1 protein-coding gene (running past one end of the window) is annotated in these 21545 nt (G+C 72.9%); it reads left to right on the forward strand.

Annotation, left to right across the window (positions count from 1 at the left end):
- Window positions 1–21542 carry the 3' portion of a non-ribosomal peptide synthetase gene (locus tag QF034_RS36370; RefSeq protein ID WP_307178910.1) on the forward strand. The gene continues 4654 nt to the left of window position 1, outside the view, so only the last 21542 of its 26196 coding nucleotides appear in the window; its start codon lies off the left edge, out of view; it ends in the stop codon at window positions 21540–21542.
- Window positions 21543–21545: the final 3 nt, after the last annotated feature.

Here is a 21545-nt window from a genome sequence, read left to right on the forward strand (position 1 = left end):
ACGTGGCGGTCACCTACCGCGAACTGGACGCGCGATCGGACCGTCTGGCCCGGACGCTGGTGGCGTCAGGAGTGCGGCCGGAGTCGACCGTCGCGGTGGCGATGGAACGGTCCGTCGAACTCGTCGTGGCGCTGCTGGCCGTCTCCAGGGCCGGTGGTGTGTTCGTGCCGTTGGACATGGGATGGCCCGCGGCGCGGATGCGCGCGGTGGTCGAGGACGCGGACGCCTGCCTGGTCCTGGTGCGCGAGGCGACGACAGAGCTGGAAGTCGGGGTAGCGCTGCTCCCGGTGGACGCCACGGCCGAGGCCGCGGTGGACCTGCCGGGGCCGGTTCCGCCGGGCGGGGCCGCGTACGTGATGTACACGTCGGGCTCGACGGGGGAGCCGAAGGGCGTGGTGACCACCCACCGGGACGTGGTGCGGCTGGCCATGGACCGGTGCTGGGGTGCGACGCCGCGCGTGCTGTTCCACGCCCCGCACGCGTTCGACGCCTCCTCCTACGAGCTGTGGGTGCCGCTGCTGTCGGGGGGCACCGTCGTGGTAGCGCCCCGCGAGCGCATGGACGCGGCCCTGATGCGGCGCCTGACCGCTGAGCACGAGCTGACGCACGTCCATGTCACCGCAGGTCTGCTGCGGGTGCTCGCCGAGGACGATCCCGGCTGCTTCACCGGCGTGCGGGAAGTGCTGACGGGCGGCGACGTGGTCCCCGCCGAAGCGGTCCGCAGAATCCTGGAAGCCAACTCCCGGGTCGTCGTGCGGCACATGTACGGGCCGACCGAGGTGACGTTGTGCGCCACCCAGTACGAGGTCGCCGACGTCGCCGAGGCCGACGGACCGCTGCCGATCGGACGGCCGCTGGACAACACCCGCGTGTACGTCCTGGACAACGGCCTGAACGTGGTGCCGGTGGGCGTGGCCGGGGAACTGTACGTGGCCGGGGCCGGCGTCGCCCGGGGCTACGTCAACCGCGCGCGAACGACGGCGGAGCGGTTCGTGGCCTGCCCGTTCGGGTCGGGCGGGCGGATGTACCGCACCGGAGACCTGGCCAGGTGGACGCCCGAGGGCCGGCTGGTCTTCGCCGGGCGGGCGGACGACCAGGTGAAGATCCGTGGTTTCCGGGTGGAGCCGGGCGAGATCGAGGCGGTTCTCGCCACGCACCCGGCCGTGGCCCAGGCGGCCGTCGCCGTACGGGAGGACACCCCCGGGGACAAGCGGCTGATCGCCTATCTGGTGCCCGCCGGGCAGGACGGCCCGGTCGCCGCGGCGGTGCGCGCGTACGCGGCCGATCGCCTGCCCGAGTACATGGTTCCCGCGGCATTCGTCGAGCTGGACGCCTTCCCGCTGACGGTCAACGGGAAGGTGGACCGGGCGGCGCTGCCCGCTCCCCGCTACGCGACGGGCGCCGGGCGGTTGCCGGCCGACGCCCGCGAAGAGCTGCTGTGCCAGGCGTTCGCCGAGGTCCTGGGACTGCCCGCGGTCGCCGTGGACGACGACTTCTTCACGCTCGGCGGCCACTCGCTGCTGGTGACGCGCCTGGTGAGCCGGGTGCGCGCGACCCTGGACGTGGAGCTGTCGATCCGGACGGTGTTCGATGCGCCGACGCCCGGCCGTCTGGCTGCCCGGCTCGCCGAAGCCGCCCGACCGGGACGCAGGGCGCTGGCGTCGCGGGAGAGGCCGGAGCAGCCGCCCTTGTCCTTCGCGCAGCAGCGCCTGTGGTTCCTGGCACAACTGGAGGGGCCGAGCCCGACGTACAACCTTCCGCTGGCACTGCGCCTGACCGGGCCGCTGGACCGCGAGGCGTTCGTGGCCGCGCTGCGCGACACGGTCGCACGCCATGAGGTGCTGCGTACCGTCTTCGCGGTGGCCGATGACGGCACGCCGTACCAGCGGGTCCTGCCGGAGGCGGAGACGGCGTTCGCGCCCGAGGTCGTTCAGGTGCCGTCCGACGGCCTGACCGACGCGATCGCGCGAGCGGCGGCGTACGCGTTCGACCTGGCCGTGGAGAACCCGGTGCGTGCCACGCTGTTCGCGGTGGCACCGGACGAGCACGTGCTGGTCCTGGTGGTGCATCACATCGCGGGTGACGCCTGGTCGATGGACCCCCTGGCCCGGGACGTGGCGGCGGCGTACGCGGCGCGGCTGAGGGGCGAGGCCCCGGCGTGGCAGCCGCTGCCCGTGCAGTACGCCGACTACGCGCTCTGGCAGCGCGAGTTGCTCGGGGACGAGGACGACCCGGACAGCCTGATCCGCCGGCAGGTCGCCCACTGGCGCGACACCCTGGACGGCGCCCCGGAGGAGCTGGACCTGCCGACCGACCGGCCGCGCCCTGCCGAGTTCTCCTACCGCGGCCACCTCGCCGAGGTCGAGCTTCCGGCCGAACTGCACCGGCGGCTGCGGGAGGTGGCGCGCGCCGAGGGCGTGACGGTCTTCATGGTGCTTCAGGCCGCACTGGCGGTGACGCTGTCGCGGCTGGGCGCGGGCACCGACATCCCCGTCGGCACCGCGGTCGCCGGACGCACCGACCAGGCCCTGGACGACCTGGCCGGATTCTTCGTCAACACCCTGGTCCTGCGCACCGACCTGACCGGCAACCCGACCTTCGCCGAGGTGCTGGAGCGGGTCCGCGACGGCCTGCTGACCGCCCTGGCCCACCAGGACGTCCCGTTCGAGCGGCTGGTGGAGGAACTGGCCCCGGCCCGGTCGCTGACGCGGCATCCGTTGTTCCAGGTGATGCTCACCCTGCAGAACACCGCTCGGGCCGCCGGCGGCGCGTCCGCCGAGCTGCCCGGCCTGGAGACCGCCGTGCTGCCGACAGGCGCGGTGCCCGCCAAGTTCGACCTCGACCTCGCCTTCGCCGAAACCTTCGACCCGGACGGCGAACCCACCGGGATGCACGGCACGCTCGTCGCGGCCACCGACCTGTTCGACCCGGACACGGCCGACCGGATCGTCACCTGGTTCGCCCGGGCACTCGAGGCGCTGACCCGCCGCACGGACGTGCGTCTCGGCGCCGTCGACGTGCTGGACGAGACCGAACTCTCCGTCCTCGTCGCGGAATGGAACGACCCGGCGCTCCCGGTACCGGAGGCGACGCTGGCCGAGCTGTTCGAGGCGCAGGCGGCGAGGACGCCGGACGCGACGGCTGTGACGGCGGGCGATACCGCCGTGTCCTATGCGGAGCTGGACGCCCGTGCCGACCGGCTGGCGCGGCGTCTGGCCGGGCTGGGGGTCGGCCCGGAGTCGGTCGTCGGTGTGCTCCTGCCCCGCTCCGCCGACCTGGCGGTGGCCGTTCTGGCGGTGCTGAAGGCGGGCGGCGCGTATCTGCCCGTCGACCCGGACTACCCGGCCGAACGCATCGCGTTCGTACTGGCCGACGCGGGAGCCGCGTGCGCCGTGACGACGGCCGACTTCGCGCCGATCCTGCCGGAGGGCGTGGCGGCGGTGCCGGCGGACGCTCCCGAGTCCGACGAGACGGCCGGCGGGGAACGGCTGGAGCCCGCGCGCCCCGACCAGGCGGCGTACGTGATCTACACATCGGGGTCGACCGGGACGCCGAAGGGCGTGCTGGTGCCCCACCGCAACGTGATCGCGCTGCTCACGGCTGCCCGGAACGTGTTCGAGTTCGGCGCGGACGACGTGTGGAGCCTGTTCCACTCGTCCGCGTTCGACGTCTCGGTGTGGGAGCTGTGGGGCGCGCTGCTGCACGGCGGGCGCGTCGTGATGGTGCCGTTCGACGTGTCGCGGTCGCCGGCGGACTTCGCGGAGCTGCTGGAGCGCGAGCGGGTGACGGTGCTGAGCCAGACGCCGTCGGCGTTCTACCAGCTGATGGAGGCCGAGTCGCACCGCGCGGACACGCTGCGCGACCTGCGGGCGGTGGTGTTCGCCGGAGAGGCACTGGAGCCCGCGCGGCTCGCCGGCTGGTGGGAGCGGTACGGCGGGTCCGGGCCGCGGCTGGTGAACATGTACGGCATCACCGAGACCACCGTGCACGTCACCCACCACGACCTGTCGCCGGACGATGCCGGGGACGGCAGTGTGATCGGCCGTGGTCTTCAGGGGCTGTCGGTGTATGTGCTGGACGAGTGGCTGCGCCCGGCTCCTGTGGGGGTGACGGGCGAGCTGTACGTGGCCGGGCCCCAGGTGGCCCGTGGCTACGTGGGCCGCCCGGCACTGACCGGTGAGCGGTTCGTGGCGTGCCCGTTCGGTGCGGGCGGGCAGCGGATGTACCGGTCGGGTGACCGGGCCCGGTGGACCCCGGACGGCCGGCTGGTGTTCGAGGGCCGTGCGGACGAGCAGGTGAAGATCCGCGGGTTCCGGATCGAACCGGGCGAGGTGTCGGCCGTGCTGGCGTCGCATCCGGACGTGGCGCAGGCCGCCGTCGTCGCGGGCGACGACCCCCTGGGCGGAAAGCGGCTGGTCGGCTACGTGACCCCTGGTGAGGGAGTGGACGCCGGCGGGCTGTCCGAGCTGGTGCGTGGGTTCGCCGCGCAGCGGCTGCCGTCGTACATGGTGCCCTCGGCGTTCGTGGTGCTGGGCGTCCTGCCGTTGACGGTCAACGGCAAGCTGGACCGCAGGGCCCTGCCGGCGCCGGCGTACACCGCGGGCGGCGGCCGTGCCCCGGACGGCCCCGAGGAGGAACTGCTCTGTCAGGCCTTCGCCGAGGTGCTGGGCCTGCCGTCCGTCGGGGTCGACGACGACTTCTTCGCACTCGGCGGGCACTCGCTCCTGGCGGTTTCGCTGGTCGAGTGGCTGCGGCAGCGCGGCATGTCCGTCTCGGTACGGGCCTTGTTCGTGACACCGACCCCGGCCGGGCTGGCCGCCGTGGCAGGCCCGGAGCCGGTGGTGGTGCCGCCCCGCGCGATCCCCCGGGGCGCCACCGGGATCACGCCGGAGATGCTGCCCCTGGTCGAGCTGACCGAGGCCGAGGTCGCGCGGGTGGTGGAGCGGGTACCCGGCGGCGCGGCCAACATCGCGGACGTGTACCCCCTGGCCCCCCTGCAGGAAGGAATCTTCTTCCACCACCTCGCGGCCGACCCCGACGGCACGGACGTCTACGTGACGCCGACCGTGCTCGACTTCGACTCCCGCGAGCGACTCGACGCCTTCCTCGCGGCGATGCAGCGGGTGCTGGACCGGCACGACATCTATCGCACCGCGATCGTGTGGGAAGGACTGCGCGAACCGGTCCAGGTGGTGTGGCGCCATGCCGAACTGCCCGTCGAGGAGATGGAACTCGACCCCGACGGCCCGGACGCGATCGAGCAGCTGCGCACGGCGGCGGGCGGCCGGATCGAGCTGGACAGCGCGCCACTGCTGCGGGCGCACGTCGCCGCCGCGCCCGGACGGGGCTGGCTGATGCTGCTGCGCATCCACCACCTGGTCCAGGACCACACCTCCGTGGAGGTGCTGCTGGAGGACCTGCGGGCGTTCCTGGCCGGGGAGGGCGACCGGCTCCCGGCGCCGGTGCCGTTCCGCGAGTTCGTCGCGCAGGCACGGCTGGGGACGTCGCGGGAGGAGCACGAGCGGTACTTCACCGGGCTCCTCGGCGATGTCACGGAGACCACCGCCCCCTACGGCCTGACGGACGTGCACGGTGACGGTGAGGGGGCCGCGCATGCCCAACTGCGGGTCGACGACGCCCTGACCGAGCGGATGCGGCAGGTGGCGCGGTCGCTCGGGGTGAGCCCGGCGTCCCTGTTCCATCTGGCGTGGGCGCGCGTCCTCGGCGCGGTGTCGGGCCGCGACGACGTGGTGTTCGGAACGCTGCTGTTCGGCCGGATGGGCGCGGGAGCGGGCTCCGACCGGGCACCGGGCCTGTTCCTCAACACCCTGCCGGTGCGCGTACCCATGGCCGGGAAGAGCGTGGCAGAGGCCCTGACCGAGCTGCGCCGGCACCTCGCCGACCTCATGGTCCACGAGCAGGCCCCGCTGACGCTGGCCCAGGCCGCCGCCGGACTGCCCGGCGGCAGCCCGCTGTTCACCTCGCTCTTCAACTACCGGCACAACCAGGACGAGCCCGAGCCCGGCGAGGGCATCCAGGGCGTCCGGACGGTCTTCACCCGGGAGCACACCAACTACCCGCTGCACATGTCCATCGACAACGACGGACCCGGCTTCGTCATCACGGCGAACGTGATGGCGCCCGCAGACCCCGACCAGGTCTGCGCACTCATGCACACCTGCCTCACCCACCTGGTCACCGCCCTGGCGGAAGCCCCGGACACCCCGCTCACCCAAGTGGACGTCCTGGGCACGCGGGCCCGGCACCGGATGTCCGTCGAATGGAACGACACGGCCGTGGACGTGCCCGACCTGACCGTTCCGGCCGCGTTCGCCGCGCAGGCCGCACGTGTTCCGCAGGCCACGGCGCTGGTCTGCGGTGACGTCGAGATCGGTTACGCAGAGCTGGACGCCCGCTCGGACCGGCTGGCGCGAGCCCTGGTGAAGGCGGGCGTGGCCGCGGAGACGACCGTCGCGGTGGTGATGGAGCGTTCCGTCGAGCTGGTCGTGACGCTGCTGGCCGTCCTGAAGGCCGGCGGCGTGTACGTGCCACTGGACGCGGGCTGGCCGGCCGTACGGATGCGGACGGTGCTGGAGGACGCGGGCGCCCGGTGCGTGGTGGTGCACGAGCCGACGGCCGGCCACGAGTTCCTGCGCGCCCTCGACATCCCCGCGCTCTCGGTGACGGCGGAAGCGGAGGAGTGCGCGCTGCCCCGGCAGTGGTCTCCGCAGCAGGCGGCGTACGTGATGTACACCTCCGGCTCGACCGGTGTCCCGAAGGGCGTGGTCGCCACGCACCGGGACGTCGTGCGGCTGGCGACCGACCGGTGCTGGGACCGGCCCTCGCGGGTGCTGTTCCACGCCCCGCACGCGTTCGACGCCTCGTCGTACGAGCTGTGGGCCCCGCTGCTGTCCGGCGGCACGGTCGTCATCGCACCGAACGAGCGTGTGGACGCGGCGGTGGTGCGGCGGTTGGTCACCGACCACGAGTTGTCGCATCTGCATGTGACAGCCGGCCTGCTGAGGGTGCTGGCGGACGAGGACCCCGGCTGCTTCACCGGTGTCCGTGAGGTGCTGACCGGCGGTGACATGGTCCCGGCGGAGTCGGTACGGCGGGTGCTGGAGGCCAACCCGGGTGTGACCGTGCGGCAGTTGTACGGGCCGACCGAGGTGACGCTGTGCGCCACTCAGCACGAGGTCGCCGACGCCGGCCGGGTGCACTCCGTCCTGCCGATCGGGCGCCCACTCGACAACACCCGCGTGTACGTCCTCGACGCCGGTCTCGAACCGGTGCCGGTGGGCGTGGCCGGAGAGCTGTACGTCGCCGGAGCCGGGGTCGCACGCGGTTACCTCGACCGGCCCGTGCTGACGGGTGAGCGGTTCGTGGCCTGCCCCTTCACCGGCTCCGGCGAGCGGATGTACCGCACCGGCGACCTGGTCCGGTGGACCCCGGACGGGCGGCTGGTGTTCGTCGGGCGTGCGGACGAACAGGTGAAGATCCGCGGGTTCCGGGTGGAGCCCGGCGAGGTCGAGGCCGCCCTCGCCGCACACCCGGCGGTCGCGCAGGCGACCGTGCTCGTCCGCGAGGACATCCCCGGGGACAAGAGGCTGGTGGCCTATCTGGTGCCCGCCGACCCGGGCACGGCCGTCGGCGTCACCGTCCGCTCGTACGCCGCCGAACGGCTGCCGGAGTACATGTTGCCGTCGGCCATGGTCGAGTTGGACGCCCTGCCGCTGAGCGCCAACGGGAAGGTGGACCGGGCCGCGTTGCCCGCGCCGGACTATGCGGCGGGTGCCGGCCGGGCGCCGGCCGACCTCCGCGAGGAGCTGCTGTGCCAGGCGTTCGCCGAGGTGCTCGGGCTGCCCGCGGTCGGCGTGGACGACGACTTCTTCACCCTGGGCGGGCACTCACTGCTGGCGACCGTCCTCGTCAGCCGGATCCGGGCGACGTTCCACGTGGAGCTGAACATCGTCGCGCTGTTCGACGCGCCGACCCCGGCGCGCCTCGCCCGCTGGCTCGTCCAGGCCCGGCCCGGACGGATCGAACTGGCCGTGCGGGAACGGCCGGAGAGGGTCCCGCTGTCGTTCGCCCAGCGCCGCCTGTGGTTCCTCGGACAGCTGGAGGGCCCCAGCGCCACGTACAACATTCCCCTCGGGACGCGGATCACCGGCCCGCTGAACCGGACCGCGCTGGAGACCGCGCTGCGTGACGTGATCGACCGGCACGAAGTCCTGCGCACGGTCTTCGCGATGGACGGCAGCGAGCCCTGCCAGCGGAGCCTTCCCCTCGACGCCTGCGGCTTCGCACTGCCGGTCGTCGAGGTGAGCCCCGGCGACGTGACCGACGCGGTGGCCCGGGCGGCGCAACACCCCTTCGACCTCGCCAGGGAGATCCCGGTGCGTGCGACGCTGCTCGCGGTGACGCCCGACGAGCACGTCCTGGTCCTGGTGGTCCACCACATCGCGGCGGACGCCTGGTCCATGGCGCCTCTGATCCGCGATGTCGCGACGGCGTACGCGGCGCGGTGCGCCGACGAGGAGCCGGCCTGGACACCGTTGCCCGTGCAGTACGCCGACTACGCGCTCTGGCAGCGCGAGTTGCTCGGGGACGAGGACGACCCGGACAGCCTGATCCGCCGGCAGGTCGCCTACTGGCGCGACACCCTGGACGGCGCGCCGGAGGAACTGCGCCTGCCGACCGACCGGCCGCGCCCGCCGACGACGTCCTTCCGCGGACACCTCGCCTCCGTCGACATTCCCGCCGGGGTGCACGAACGCCTCCAGGAGGTGGCGCGCGAGCACAAGGTGACCCTGTTCATGACCGTGCAGACCGCGCTGGCCGTGGCTCTGTCCCGGCTGGGCGCGGGCACCGACATCCCCGTCGGCACCGCGGTCGCCGGACGCACCGACCAGGCCCTGGACGACCTGATCGGGTTCTTCGTCAACACCATCGTCCTGCGGACCGACCTCAGCGGCGACCCCACCGTCGCCGACGTCCTGCGGAGGGTGCGCGACACCTCGCTCGCGGCGTTCACCCACCAGGACGTGCCGTTCGAAAAGCTGGTCGAGGAGCTGGCACCGGCCCGGTCGCTGGCCCGGCATCCCCTGTTCCAGGTCATGCTCACCCTCCAGAACGCGGGCGGGGCGCGCGGCGGCCCCGCCGCGGCGCTGCCCGGCCTGCGGACCGAGTCGCTGCCCACCGACGGCGTGGCCGCCAAGTTCGACCTCGACGTGTCCATGGGCGAGACCTTCGACGCCTCGGGCGCCCCCGCGGGAATCCAGGGCACGCTCGTCGCCTCCGCCGACCTGTTCGACCAGGCGACGGCCGATCGCATCGCGGGCTGCCTCGTGCGGGTCCTGAGCCTGCTCACCGAGGCCACGGACGTGCGCCTGAGCGCGGTGGACCTGCTCGACGCGGGCGAGCGGCGACGGGTCGTCGAGGAGTGGAACGCCACCGACGCCCCGCTGCCGGCTCTGCCCGTGCCCGCGTCGTTCGAGGACCGGGCGGCGAGAACGCCCGACGCCGTCGCGGTGCTGGCCGGTGACACCCGGCTGACCTACGCCGAGCTGAACGCCCGGGCCAACCGGCTGGCCCGGCTGCTCGTCCGGCACGGCATCGGCCCGGAACTGCCCGTGGCGGTGTGCATGCGCCGTTCGGCCGACCTGCCCGTGGCACTGCTGGCGGTGCTCAAGGCCGGTGGCGCCTACGTGCCGATCGACCCCGACCACCCCGCCGAGCGCATCGGGCACATACTCGACGACAGTCGCCCCGAGCTGCTGCTCACCAGCCGGGAGACCGATGCCGCCGTGGCCGGGGCGAAACGAATCGTCGTGGACGCTCCCCGTACGGCGGCCAGGCTCCGGAAGCTGGACGGCCGCGACCTGGCCGCCTCCGAGCGCCTCGGTGCGCTCCTGCCCGAGCACCCGGCCTACGTCATCTACACGTCGGGATCCACCGGACGGCCCAAGGGGGTCGTCGTCCCGCACGGCGCCATGGCGAACTTCGTCGCGGCGATGGGGGAGCGCTTCCCCATGGGCGAGGCCGACCGTCTGCTGGCCGTGACGACGGTCTCCTTCGACATCCACGTCCTGGAGCTCTACGTGCCGCTGCTCGCGGGCGCCGGGGTCGTGCTCGCGGACGACGCGGCCGTACGGGATCCGGCGGCGCTGGCCGCGCTCATCGGCGCAACCGGCGTGACCGTGATGCAGGCGACCCCGTCACTGTGGCAGGCGCTGCTGACGGAGCACGCCGAGGCCGCGAGGGGACTGCGCATACTCGTCGGCGGCGAGGCGCTGCCGGGGGCCCTGGCCGCCCGCCTGGCGGCCGTCGGGAACACCGTCACGAACCTGTACGGCCCGACCGAGGTGACGGTCTGGGCGACCACGGCCGGCATCGAGGCGGATGCCACGACGGCCCAGGTGCCGATCGGCCGCCCGGTGGCCAACACCCGGGCGTACGTGCTCGACGACGCCCTGCGGCCCGTGCCGCCGGGCTCCTCGGGCGAGCTCTACCTGGCCGGCGTCCAGCTGGCGCGCGGGTATCAGGGGCGAGCGGGGCTGTCCGCGGAGCGGTTCGTGGCCTGCCCGTTCGGCTCCGGCGAGCGCATGTACCGCACCGGTGACGTGGTCCGCTGGCGCGCGGACGGTCAACTGGAGTTCCTGGGCCGCGCGGACGACCAGGTGAAGATCCGCGGGTTCCGGATCGAGCTCGGTGAGGTCGAGGCCGTGCTGGGCCGCCACCCGGCCGTCGAACGGGCCGCCGCGGCCGTGCGCGAGGACGTCCCGGGCGGCAAACGGCTCGTCGCCTACGTGGTGGCCGGCGCCCCCGCACCGCACGATCTGGCGGAAGCGCTGCGCGCCGAAGCAGCTGAGCGGCTGCCGTCGTACATGGTGCCCGCCGCGGTCGTGGTGCTGGACGCGCTGCCGCTGACCGCGAACGGCAAGCTCGACCGCAGGGCGCTGCCCGCGCCGGACTTCGCGGCGGTGGCCGGCTCGGGCCGGGCCCCGGCGGGTCCGCGCGAGGAACTGCTGTGCCTGGCCTTCGCACAGGTACTGGGCCTCGAACGCGTCGGCGTGGACGACGACTTCTTCGCCCTGGGCGGGCACTCGCTGCTGGCCGTTTCCCTCGTCGAGCACCTGCGCGAGCGCGGGGTCGCGGTGTCGGTGCGGGCACTGTTCCAGAACGCCACCCCTGCCGGACTCGCGGCCGCGGCCGGTCCGGAGGAGGTGACGGTGCCGCCGAACCTCATCCCGCCGGGCGCGAACGAGATCACGCCGGACATGCTGACCCTGGCCGACCTGACCGAGGCGGAGATCGCCACAGTGGTTGCCACGGTGCCCGGCGGCGCGGCCAACGTCGCGGACGTGTACCCGCTGGCCCCCCTCCAGGAGGGCATGTTCTTCCACCACTTGATGGCGGGCGGCGACGACGGTGACGTGTACGTGCTCCCGACGGTGCTCGGCTTCGCCTCGCGCGACCTCCTCGACGGGTTCCTGGCAGCGCTCCAGCAGGTCGTCGACCGGCACGACACCTACCGGACGGCGGTCGTCTGGGAAGGACTGCGGGAGCCCGTGCAGGTCGTGTGGCGCACCGCCGAGCTGCCGGTGGACGAGGTCGTCCTCGACGCCGCCGCCGACCCGGCCGAGCACCTGCTGGCCGAGGCGGGAACCTGGCACGCGCTGGACCGGGCACCGCTGATGCGGGTCCGGATCGCCGCCGAGCCGGGCACCGGCCGATGGGTGGCGCTGCTGCTCATCCACCACCTGGTGCAGGACCACACCGCCCTGGACGTGCTGCTGGACGAGGTGCGGGCGATCCTGTCCGGACACGCCGACGAACTGCCCGAACCGGTGCCGTTCCGCGGATACGTGGCGCAGGCGCGGCTCGGGACCGCGCGCGAGGAGCACGAGGCCTACTTCTCCGGCCTGCTCGGCGACCTGACCGAGCCGACCGCGCCGTACGGCCTGTCGGACGTGCACGGTGACGGCGGCCCCCAGGCCCGCGCGCAGCACCGGATCGACGACGAGCTGGCCGAACGGGTGCGCGGGCTGGCCCGGTCGAGGGGAGTCAGCGCGGCGACCGTCTTCCACCTGGCCTGGGCCCGGGTGCTCGGCACGCTGTCGGGACGCGACGACGTGGTCTTCGGCACGATCGTCTTCGGCCGGATGAACTCGGGGACCGGTTCCGACCGCGTACCGGGCCTGTTCATGAACACGCTGCCGGTGCGCGTCCGCCTCGGCGGCACCGCGGCGGATGCCGCGCTGTCGGACATGCGCAACCAGCTCGCCGAGCTGATGGTGCACGAGCACGCACCGCTCACACTGGCCCAGGCGGCCAGTGGCGTACCCGGCGGCACCCCCCTGTTCACCTCGCTGTTCAACTACCGGTTCACCGCGGCTCCGGACGCCGGACCCGCCGCGGAACAGGCCGATTCCGCCGACGGCATCAGCCTGCTGGCCTACCGGGAACAGAGCCACTACCCGCTGACCATGTCCGTCGACGACGCCGGTGAGTGGTTCCTGCTGACCGCCGAGGCACAAGCCCCGGTCGATCCCGAACAGGCCTGCCGGCTGCTGCACACCTGCCTGGACCGTCTGGTCTCCGTCCTCGAAACGGCGCCCGGCACCGGGCTGGCGGCGGTGGAGGTGCTGGACACGGAGGAACACCACCGGCTCCTTCACGAGTGGAATGCCACTGCGGGGCCGGTGCCCGCTGCTCTGTTGCCGGATTTGTTTGCGGCGCAGGTGGGGCGGTCGCCGGGTGCGGTGGCGTTGGTGGGTGAGGGTGTGGAGTGGTCGTATGCGCAGGTGGAGGAGCGGGCGAATCGGCTTGCGCGGAAGTTGATCGCGCGGGGGGTGGGTCCGGAGTCGGTGGTGGCTTTGGTGCTGGAGCGGTCGCCGGAGTTGGTGGTGGCGGTGCTGGCGGTGCTGAAGGCGGGGGGTGCGTATCTGCCGATCGATCCGGGGCAGCCGGCGGAGCGCATCCGGTTCGTGATCGAGGACGCGGCGCCGGTGCTGGTGCTGGACGGGCCGGAGTTCTTCGCGGAGACGGACGGGTTTGATGAGGGTGCGGTGTCGGATGCTGATCGTCTGGCTCCGTTGCTGGCGTCTCATCCGGCGTATGTGATCTACACGTCGGGGTCGACGGGGCGTCCGAAGGGCGTGGTGATTCCGCATGAGGCGTGTGTGAGTTATGTGGTCAGTCATGAGCGGTATGGGGTGGGTGGGGGCAGTCGGGTGGCGCAGTTCGCGTCGGTGGGTTTTGACGCGTTCTGTGAGGAGTGGTGGCTGGCGTTGCTGCGGGGGGCGGCGTTGGTGACGGTGCCGTCGGATCGGCGGTTGGGTGATGAGTTGGTGCGGTTCCTGGTGGATGGGGGGGTGACGCATGCGACGTTGCCGCCGGCGGTGGCGGCGTTGATGGCGGAGGGTGTGCTGGATCCGGGGTTTGTGCTGGATGTGGGTGGTGAGGTGTGTCCGCCTGGTCTGGTGGAGCGGTGGGTGGCTGCCGGGCGGACGCTGTTCAACAGTTATGGGCCCAGTGAGGCGACGGTGAATGTCACGGTGTGGCGTGCCGGGGCTGTGGGTCTGGGGTGGGGGGTGCCGATCGGGCGTCCGGTGGCTCATGCGCGGGTGTTCGTGCTGGATGGCGGGTTGCGGCCGGTTCCGGTGGGTGTGGTCGGCGAGTTGTATGTGGCGGGTCCTCAGCTGGGGCGTGGGTATCTGGGTCGTGCGGGGCTGACGGCGGAGCGGTTTGTGGCGTGCCCCTTCGTGCCGGGTGAGCGGATGTATCGGACCGGGGACCGGGTGCGGTGGTCGGCCGGGGGTGAGTTGGTGTTCGCGGGGCGTGCGGATGATCAGGTGAAGATCCGTGGGTTCCGGATCGAGCCGGGTGAGGTGGAGTCGGTCCTGGCGGGGCATCCGGCTGTGGCCCAGGCCGCGGTGGTGGTACGGGAGGACATCCCCGGCGACAAACGACTGACCGGATACGTGGTCGCCGCCGCCGGCGTGGACGCCGCCACCCTGCCCGGGACACTGCGCTCCTACGCCGCCGAGCAACTGCCCGGCTACATGGTGCCCTCGGCGATCGTGGAGCTGGACGGCTTCCCGCTGACGCCGAACGGCAAGCTCGACCGCAAGGCACTGCCCGCCCCCGACTACGCGGCCGGTGCGGGCAGGGCGGCGGCCGACGCCCGCGAGGAACTGCTGTGCGGAGCCTTCGCCCAGGTGCTCGGCCTGCCGGCCGTCGGCGTGGACGACGACTTCTTCGCGCTGGGCGGCCACTCGCTGCTGGCGACGCGCCTGGTGAGCCGGGTGCGGGCGGTGCTGGACGTCGAGCTGCCGATCCGGGCCCTCTTCGACACGCCGACCCCGGCGGCCCTCGCGCGCGGGCTCGCTCACGCCCGGCCGGGACGCAAGGCGCTGGAGGCGCGGGAGCGGCCGGAGCGAGCGCCGCTGTCGTTCGCGCAACGGCGGTTGTGGTTCCTCGGGCAGCTGGACGGACCGAGCGCCACGTACAACATCCCCCTCAGCCTGCGGCTGACCGGGGAGCTGGACCGGGCGGCGCTGACGGAAGCGTTCCGTGACGTGATCGAGCGGCACGAGGTCCTGCGAACCGTGTTCTCCCTGACGGACGGGGAGCCGTACCAGCGGGTGCTGCCGGTCGACGACGCCGGGTTCGCACTGCCGGTCGTGGACGTCGCCGAGGACCGGCTCGAGGCCGCGGTGACCGAGGCGGCCGGGTACGCGTTCGACCTCTCCACGGAGATCCCGCTGCGGGCGTGGCTGTTCGCGACGGCGCCCGGGGAGCACGTACTGGTCCTGGTGGTCCACCACATCGCCGGTGACGCCTGGTCCATGGAGCCGCTGGCCCGCGACATGGCGGAGGCCTACGCGGCCCGCCGCGAGGAGCGCGCCCCCGCCTGGACGCCGCTGCCCGTGCAGTACGTCGACTACGCCGTCTGGCAGCGCGAGTTGCTCGGAAACGAGGACGACGCCGACAGCGTCCTGGCGCGTCAGGTGGCGTACTGGCGCGATGCGCTCGCCGGTGCGCCGGAAGAACTGCGACTGCCCGCCGACCGGCCCCGGCCCGCTGAGGCCTCCACCCGGGGGCATGACGTGCCGGTGCTGGTGCCCGCCGATCTCCACGAGCGGCTCGTGGAGATGGCGCGCGTCGAGGGCGTCACCGTCTTCATGGTGCTCCAGGCCGCACTCGCGACGCTGTTGCACCGCCTCGGCGCGGGCAGCGACGTCCCCATCGGGGCATCGGTCGCGGGACGGACGGACGAGAACCTCAACGAACTGGTCGGCTTCTTCGTCAACACGCTCGTCCTGCGCACGGACCTGTCCGGTGACCCGACGTTTCGCGCACTGCTCGCGCGGGTCCGGGCGGTGAGCCTGTCGGCGTACGAGAACCAGGACGTGCCCTTCGAGCGGCTGGTCGAGGAACTGGCCCCGGCCCGCTCACTGGCCCGCCACCCCCTCTTCCAGGTCATGCTCACCCTCCAGAACACGGCCGGTCCCGGTGGCGGCCCCGCCGCGGAACTGCCGGGTCTGCGGACCGACACGCTGCCCATGGGACGTGCGGCGGCGAAGTTCGACCTGGACGTGTCCGTCGGTGAGATGTTCGACGCCGCCGGCGCGCCGGCGGGGCTGCAAGGCATGCTGATCGCCGCCGCCGACCTGTTCGACCGGGAGACGGCCGAGCGGATCGCGGCCTGCCTGGTGCGCGTCCTGGAGGCGATCGCCGAGGACACCGACGTGCGCCTGAGCGCGGTCGACGTGCTCGACGCGGACGAACGGCGGCTGGTCGTCGAGGAGTGGAACGACACGCAGGCCCCGCTGCCCGCCCGGCCCCTCTCCGAGATGTTCGAGGCCCAGGCGCTGAGGACACCGGACGCGGTGGCGGTTCTGTGCGGCGAAGCCCGGCTGACCTACGCCGAGCTGAACGCCCGGGTGAACCGGCTGGCGCGGCTGCTCGTACGGCGCGGTGTCGGCCCGGAGTCGCGCGTCGCGGTGTGCATGGCGCGTTCGGCGGACCTGCTCGTGGCTCTGCTGGCCGTACTGAGGGCCGGGGGCGCGTATCTGCCGATCGACCCGGGGCATCCGGCCGAGCGCATCGCGCTGATGCTCGACGACGCCCGGCCCGGGTTGGTCCTCACCGGCGGCGGTATCGCGGCAGTGGAGAACCGGCCGGAACGGCTCGCCGTGGACGATCCCGGTACGGTCGCGGAGCTGTCCGGCATGGACGACGGCCCCCTCACCGACGCGGAACGCCTCACGCCGCTGCTCCCGGACCACCCGGCCTATGTGATCTACACGTCGGGTTCCACCGGGCGCCCCAAGGGAGTCGTGGTCCCGCACGGCGCCATGGCGAACCTCGTCACGGCGATGGGCCGGCGCTTCCCGATGGACACCACGGACCGCCTGCTGGCCGTGACGACGGTGACCTTCGACATCCACGTCTTCGAGCTGTACGCCCCGCTCCTCGCGGGCGCCGGGGTCGTGGTCGCCCCGGACGGAGACGTGCGGGACCCGGCGGCTGTGGCCGAACTCGTCGACCGGTTCGGCGTGACCATGATGCAGGGCACCCCGGCGTTGTGGCACGCGCTGCTGACCGCGAACGCGGAGATCGCGCGGGGACTGCGGCTGCTCGTCGCGGGCGAGGCGCTGTCCGGGTCCCTCGCCGCCCGTATGGCGGCGGTCGGCAGCACGGTCACCAACCTGTACGGCCCGACCGAGGCGACGGTCTACGCGACGTTGGCCGATGTCGCGGCGGGGGCGGACCTGTCCCAGGTGCCGATCGGCCACCCGGTCGACAACACGCGGGCCTATGTGCTGGACGGCGCGCTCCAGCCGGTGCCGCCGGGCGTGTCCGGTGAGCTTTATCTGGCCGGAGCGCAGCTCGCACGCGGGTACCTGGAACGTCCGGGACTGTCGGCGGAGCGCTTCGTGGCATGCCCGTTCGGGCCCGCCGGGGAGCGCATGTACCGCACCGGCGACGTGGTGCGCCGGCGGACGGGCGGCGAGCTGGAGTTCCTCGGCCGGGCGGACGACCAGGTGAAGATCCGGGGATTCCGGATCGAGCTGGGTGAGGTGGAGGCCGTGCTGAGCGGCCACCCGGCGGTCGGGCACGCCGCCGCCGTCGTGCGGGAGGACGTCCCGGGCGACAAGCGGCTCGTCGCCTACGTGGTGGCCGGCGGCCCGGACGCCGGCGATGTGGCGGCAGCCGCGCACGCCCACGCGGCCGAGCACCTGCCGTCGTACATGGTGCCCTCGGCGGTGGTGGCGGTGGACACGCTGCCACTGACCGCGAACGGGAAACTCGACCGCAAGGCCCTGCCGGCCCCGGCGTTCACCTCCCGTGGCGGGCGGGCCGCGGCCACGGTCGGGGAAGAGCTGCTCTGCCAGGCGTTCGCCGAGGTCCTGGGCATCCCGTCGGTCGGTGTGGACGACGACTTCTTCGCCCTGGGCGGCCATTCGCTGCTGGCGGTGTCGCTGGTGGAATGGCTGCGGCAGCACGGGGTGTCCGTGTCGGTGCGGGCGCTGTTCACGACGCCGACGCCGGCCGGACTGGCGGCGGCCGCGGGGCCGGAGACCGTGGTGGTGCCGCCCAACCTGATCCCGGACGACGCCACCAGGATCACGCCGGAGATGCTCCCGCTCGTCGATCTGAGCGAGGCCGAGGTCGGACGGATGGTGGAGCAGGTGCCGGGCGGTGCGGCCGGCATCCAGGACGTGTACCCGCTGGCCCCGCTCCAGGAAGGCATCTTCTTCCACCACCTGATGCTCGGCCGGGACGGCACGGACGTGTACGTGACGCCCACGGTGATCGAGTTCGACTCACGGCGACGCCTGGACGATTTCCTCGACGCGATGCAGTGGGTGCTGGACCGGCACGACGTCTACCGCACCGCGTTCCTGTCCGACGGTCTTCCGGAGCCCGTTCAGGTGGTGCTGCGCCACGCCGACCTGCCGGTCGAGGAGGTGGCCCTGAACCCGGAGGGCCCGGACGCGGCCGAGCAGTTGACCGCCGCCGTCAGCGGCTGGATGGAGCTGGACCGGGCACCGCTGATGACGACGCACATCGCCGCCGACCCGCGAAGCGGCCGGTGGCTGTGCCTGCTCCGCGTCCACCACCTGTTGCAGGACCACACCGGCCTGCAGGTGATGCTCGACGAGCTGCGGGCCCGCCTGCAAGGGCGGACCGCGCACCTGCCGAAGCCGCTGCCGTTCCGGGACTTCGTGGCGCAGGCACGCCTCGGGGTTTCCCGCGAGGAGTATCAGCGCTACTTCGCCGGCCTCCTCGGTGACGTGACCGAACCGACCGCACCGTACGGGCTGGCCGAGGTACACGGCGACGGCACGGCGGTGACCCAGGCCGCCCTCCGGGTCGCCGGCGAGCTGGCCGGGCGGCTGAAGGACGTCGCCCGGTCGCTGGGCGTGAGCCCGGCGACGGTCTTCCACCTGGCCTGGGCGCGCGTACTCGCGGCCCTGTCGAGCCGCGACGACGTGGTGTTCGGCACGATCCTCTTCGGCAGGATGAACTCCGGGGCGGGTTCCGACCGCGTACCGGGCCTGTTCATCAACACGCTGCCGGTGCGGGTGCGCCTGGCCGGCCTCGCAGTCGGGGAGGCGCTGACCGGCCTGCGGCACCAGCTCGCCGACCTGATGGTCCACGAGCACGCGCCGCTGGCCCTGGCCCAGGCGGCCAGTGGCCTGCCCGGCGGCAGCCCGCTGTTCACCTCCCTCTTCAACTACCGGCACAACCCGGAGGTGTCCGAGGAGGCCGCCGAAGCCCTGGAGGGCATGGAACTGCTGTCCGACCGCGACATCACCGACTACCCGCTCGCCGTGGCCGTCGATGTCGGAGGAGGCGGCTTCACCATCGCCGTGGACGCGGTGGCGCCCGTCGATCCCGCCGACGTCTGCGCCCTCCTGCACACCTGCCTGGAGAACCTGGTCACAGCCCTCGACGAGGCACCCGGGACGCCCTTGTCGGCAGTGGACGTACTGAGCGAGGCCGAGCGGTCCGAGCTGGTCGAGGGGCACAAAGACACGGCGGTCGCGATGGCGGACGCCTCGGTGCCGGACGTGTTCGCGCAGCGAGCGGCGGCCGCCCGCGACGCCGTGGCGCTGGTGTCCGGCGGCGACGAGGTGACGTACGGCCAACTGGACGCGCGGGCCGATGCGCTGGCGCGCGTGCTGGTCGCGTCGGGCGTGGGACCGGAGACGGTCGTCGCCGTGCTGATGGAACGGTCCGTCGAGCTGGTGGTGACACTGCTGGCGGTGCTGAAGGCCGGCGGTGCGTATCTGCCGCTGGATCCCGGATGGCCGGTGGCGCGGATGCGCGCGGTGATCGACGACGCGAGTGCCCCCGTGCTGGTGGTGCGCGAGCAGGCGACCGAACATGAGCTGCTCGGAGCCACGGTGGTGCCGCTCGACGCGCACGCGGATGCCGAGGCCCCGCTGCCCGCGCCGGTGGCTGCGGACGCGGCCGCGTACGTGATGTACACGTCGGGTTCGACGGGTGTGCCCAAGGGCGTGGTGGCCACGCACCGGGACGTGGTCGCACTGGCCCGGGACCGGTCCTGGGGGGCGACGCCGCGGGTGCTGTTCCACGCCCCGCACGCGTTCGATGCGTCGTCGTATGAGTTGTGGGTGCCGTTGCTGTCGGGTGGCACGGTGGTGGTGGCGCCGGACGAGGCGGTGGACGGAGCGGTCCTGCGTCGCCTGATCGCTGAGCAGGGTCTGTCGCATGTGCATGTGACGGCGGGTCTGCTGCGGGTGCTGGCCGATCAGGACCCGGGCTGTTTCGCCGGTGTGGGTGAGGTGCTGACGGGCGGGGACGTGGTGCCGGCCGGGTCGGTGCGGCGGGTGCTGGAGGCCAACCCGGGTGTGGTGGTACGCCACCTCTACGGGCCGACCGAGGTGACCTTGTGCGCGACCCGGTACGAGGTCGGCGACGCCGGTGACCTCGACGGGGTGCTGCCGATCGGGCGGCCGCTGGACAACACGCGGGTGTACGTCCTGGACGGCAAGCTCGACCCGGTGCCCGCGGGTGTGGCCGGGGAGCTGTACGTGGCCGGAGCCGGTGTCGCGCGGGGTTACCTGAACCGGCAGGGGCTGACGGGCGAGCGGTTCGTGGCCTGCCCGTTCGGGCCGGCCGGGGAGCGGATGTACCGCACCGGGGACCTGGCCCGTTGGGATGCCGAGGGCCGGCTCGTGTTCGTGGGCCGGGCGGACGAGCAGGTGAAGATCCGTGGCTTCCGGGTCGAGCCGGGCGAGATCGAGGCTGTCCTGGCGGACCATCCCGCGCTCTCCCAAGCGGCCGTGGTGGTCCGCGAGGACACCCCGGGGGACAAGCGGCTGATCGCCTATCTGGTGCCCGCCGAGGCGGGAGCACCGGTTACGGACGCGGTCCGGGAGTACGCCGGGGAGCTGTTGCCGTCGTACATGGTGCCGACGGCTTTCGTGGAACTGGACACCCTGCCACTGACGGCCAACGGCAAGCTCGACCGCAAAGCCCTGCCCGACCCCCAGCTCGCGCACGGGGCCGCCGACGCGGTGGCCCACGGGCCGATGGCGGCGGTCGAACAGGCCATGTGCCAGGCGTTCGCCGAGGTGCTGGGGCTGCCCGGCGTCGGGGTCGACGACGACTTCTTCGCACTCGGCGGCCACTCGCTGCTGGCGGTGAGGCTGGTGCACCGGCTGGAGGCCCGGGGCATCACCGTCTCCGTCCGGGACGTGATGGCCGCCCCGACCGTGGCCGCCCTGCGGAACACGCTCAGCCTGTCGTCGATGCGGGACTCGCTCGGCGTACTGCTGACGATCCGCGGCGGCGGTGAACGACCGCCCCTGTTCTGCGTCCACCCCGCGGGCGGACTGAGCTGGTGCTACACGCCCTTCGCCCAGCACGCGCCCGAAGACCAGCCCGTCTACGGGCTGCAGGCCCGCGGCGTCGACGGCGAGGCGCCCTTCGCGGGCTCGCTGACGGACATGGCCGCCGACTACATCGAACAGATGCGCGCGGTGCAGCCGACCGGCCCCTACCACATCGTCGGATACTCCTTCGGCGCGGCTCCCGCACATGAGATCGCCGTTCAGCTGCGGGCGCGGGGAGAGGAAGTGGCCGCTCTGGTCGTCATGGACTCGTTCCCGATCGACGACGAGGTCACGGCCACCGGCGCCCAGGACGGCGCCACCGCCGACGGCGGCGACCTGTCCTGGGAGGATGCGATCCGCGCGGAGTTCGGCCACCTGCTCGGCGGATTCTCCGACGACGAGATCGCCTTCGTCGCGCGGACGTTCCAGAACAACACCCGGATCAGGGCCGCGCACACCACCGGCCGTTTCGACGGCGACACGCTGATCCTCACCTCGACGGACAACGCGCCGGAAGACGGACCCCTCACCGCGAAATGGGCGCCCTACGTCTCCGGCGAGATCACGGAAGTGTCCATTCCGTGCGGGCACGTGGACATGGTCCGTCCCGACATGATGGGCCTGGCGTGGCAGGCGATCTCGGCCTGGCTGGAATCCCGATGACCA

Source organism: Streptomyces africanus, assembly GCF_030816955.1.
GTDB lineage: Bacteria > Actinomycetota > Actinomycetes > Streptomycetales > Streptomycetaceae > Streptomyces > Streptomyces africanus.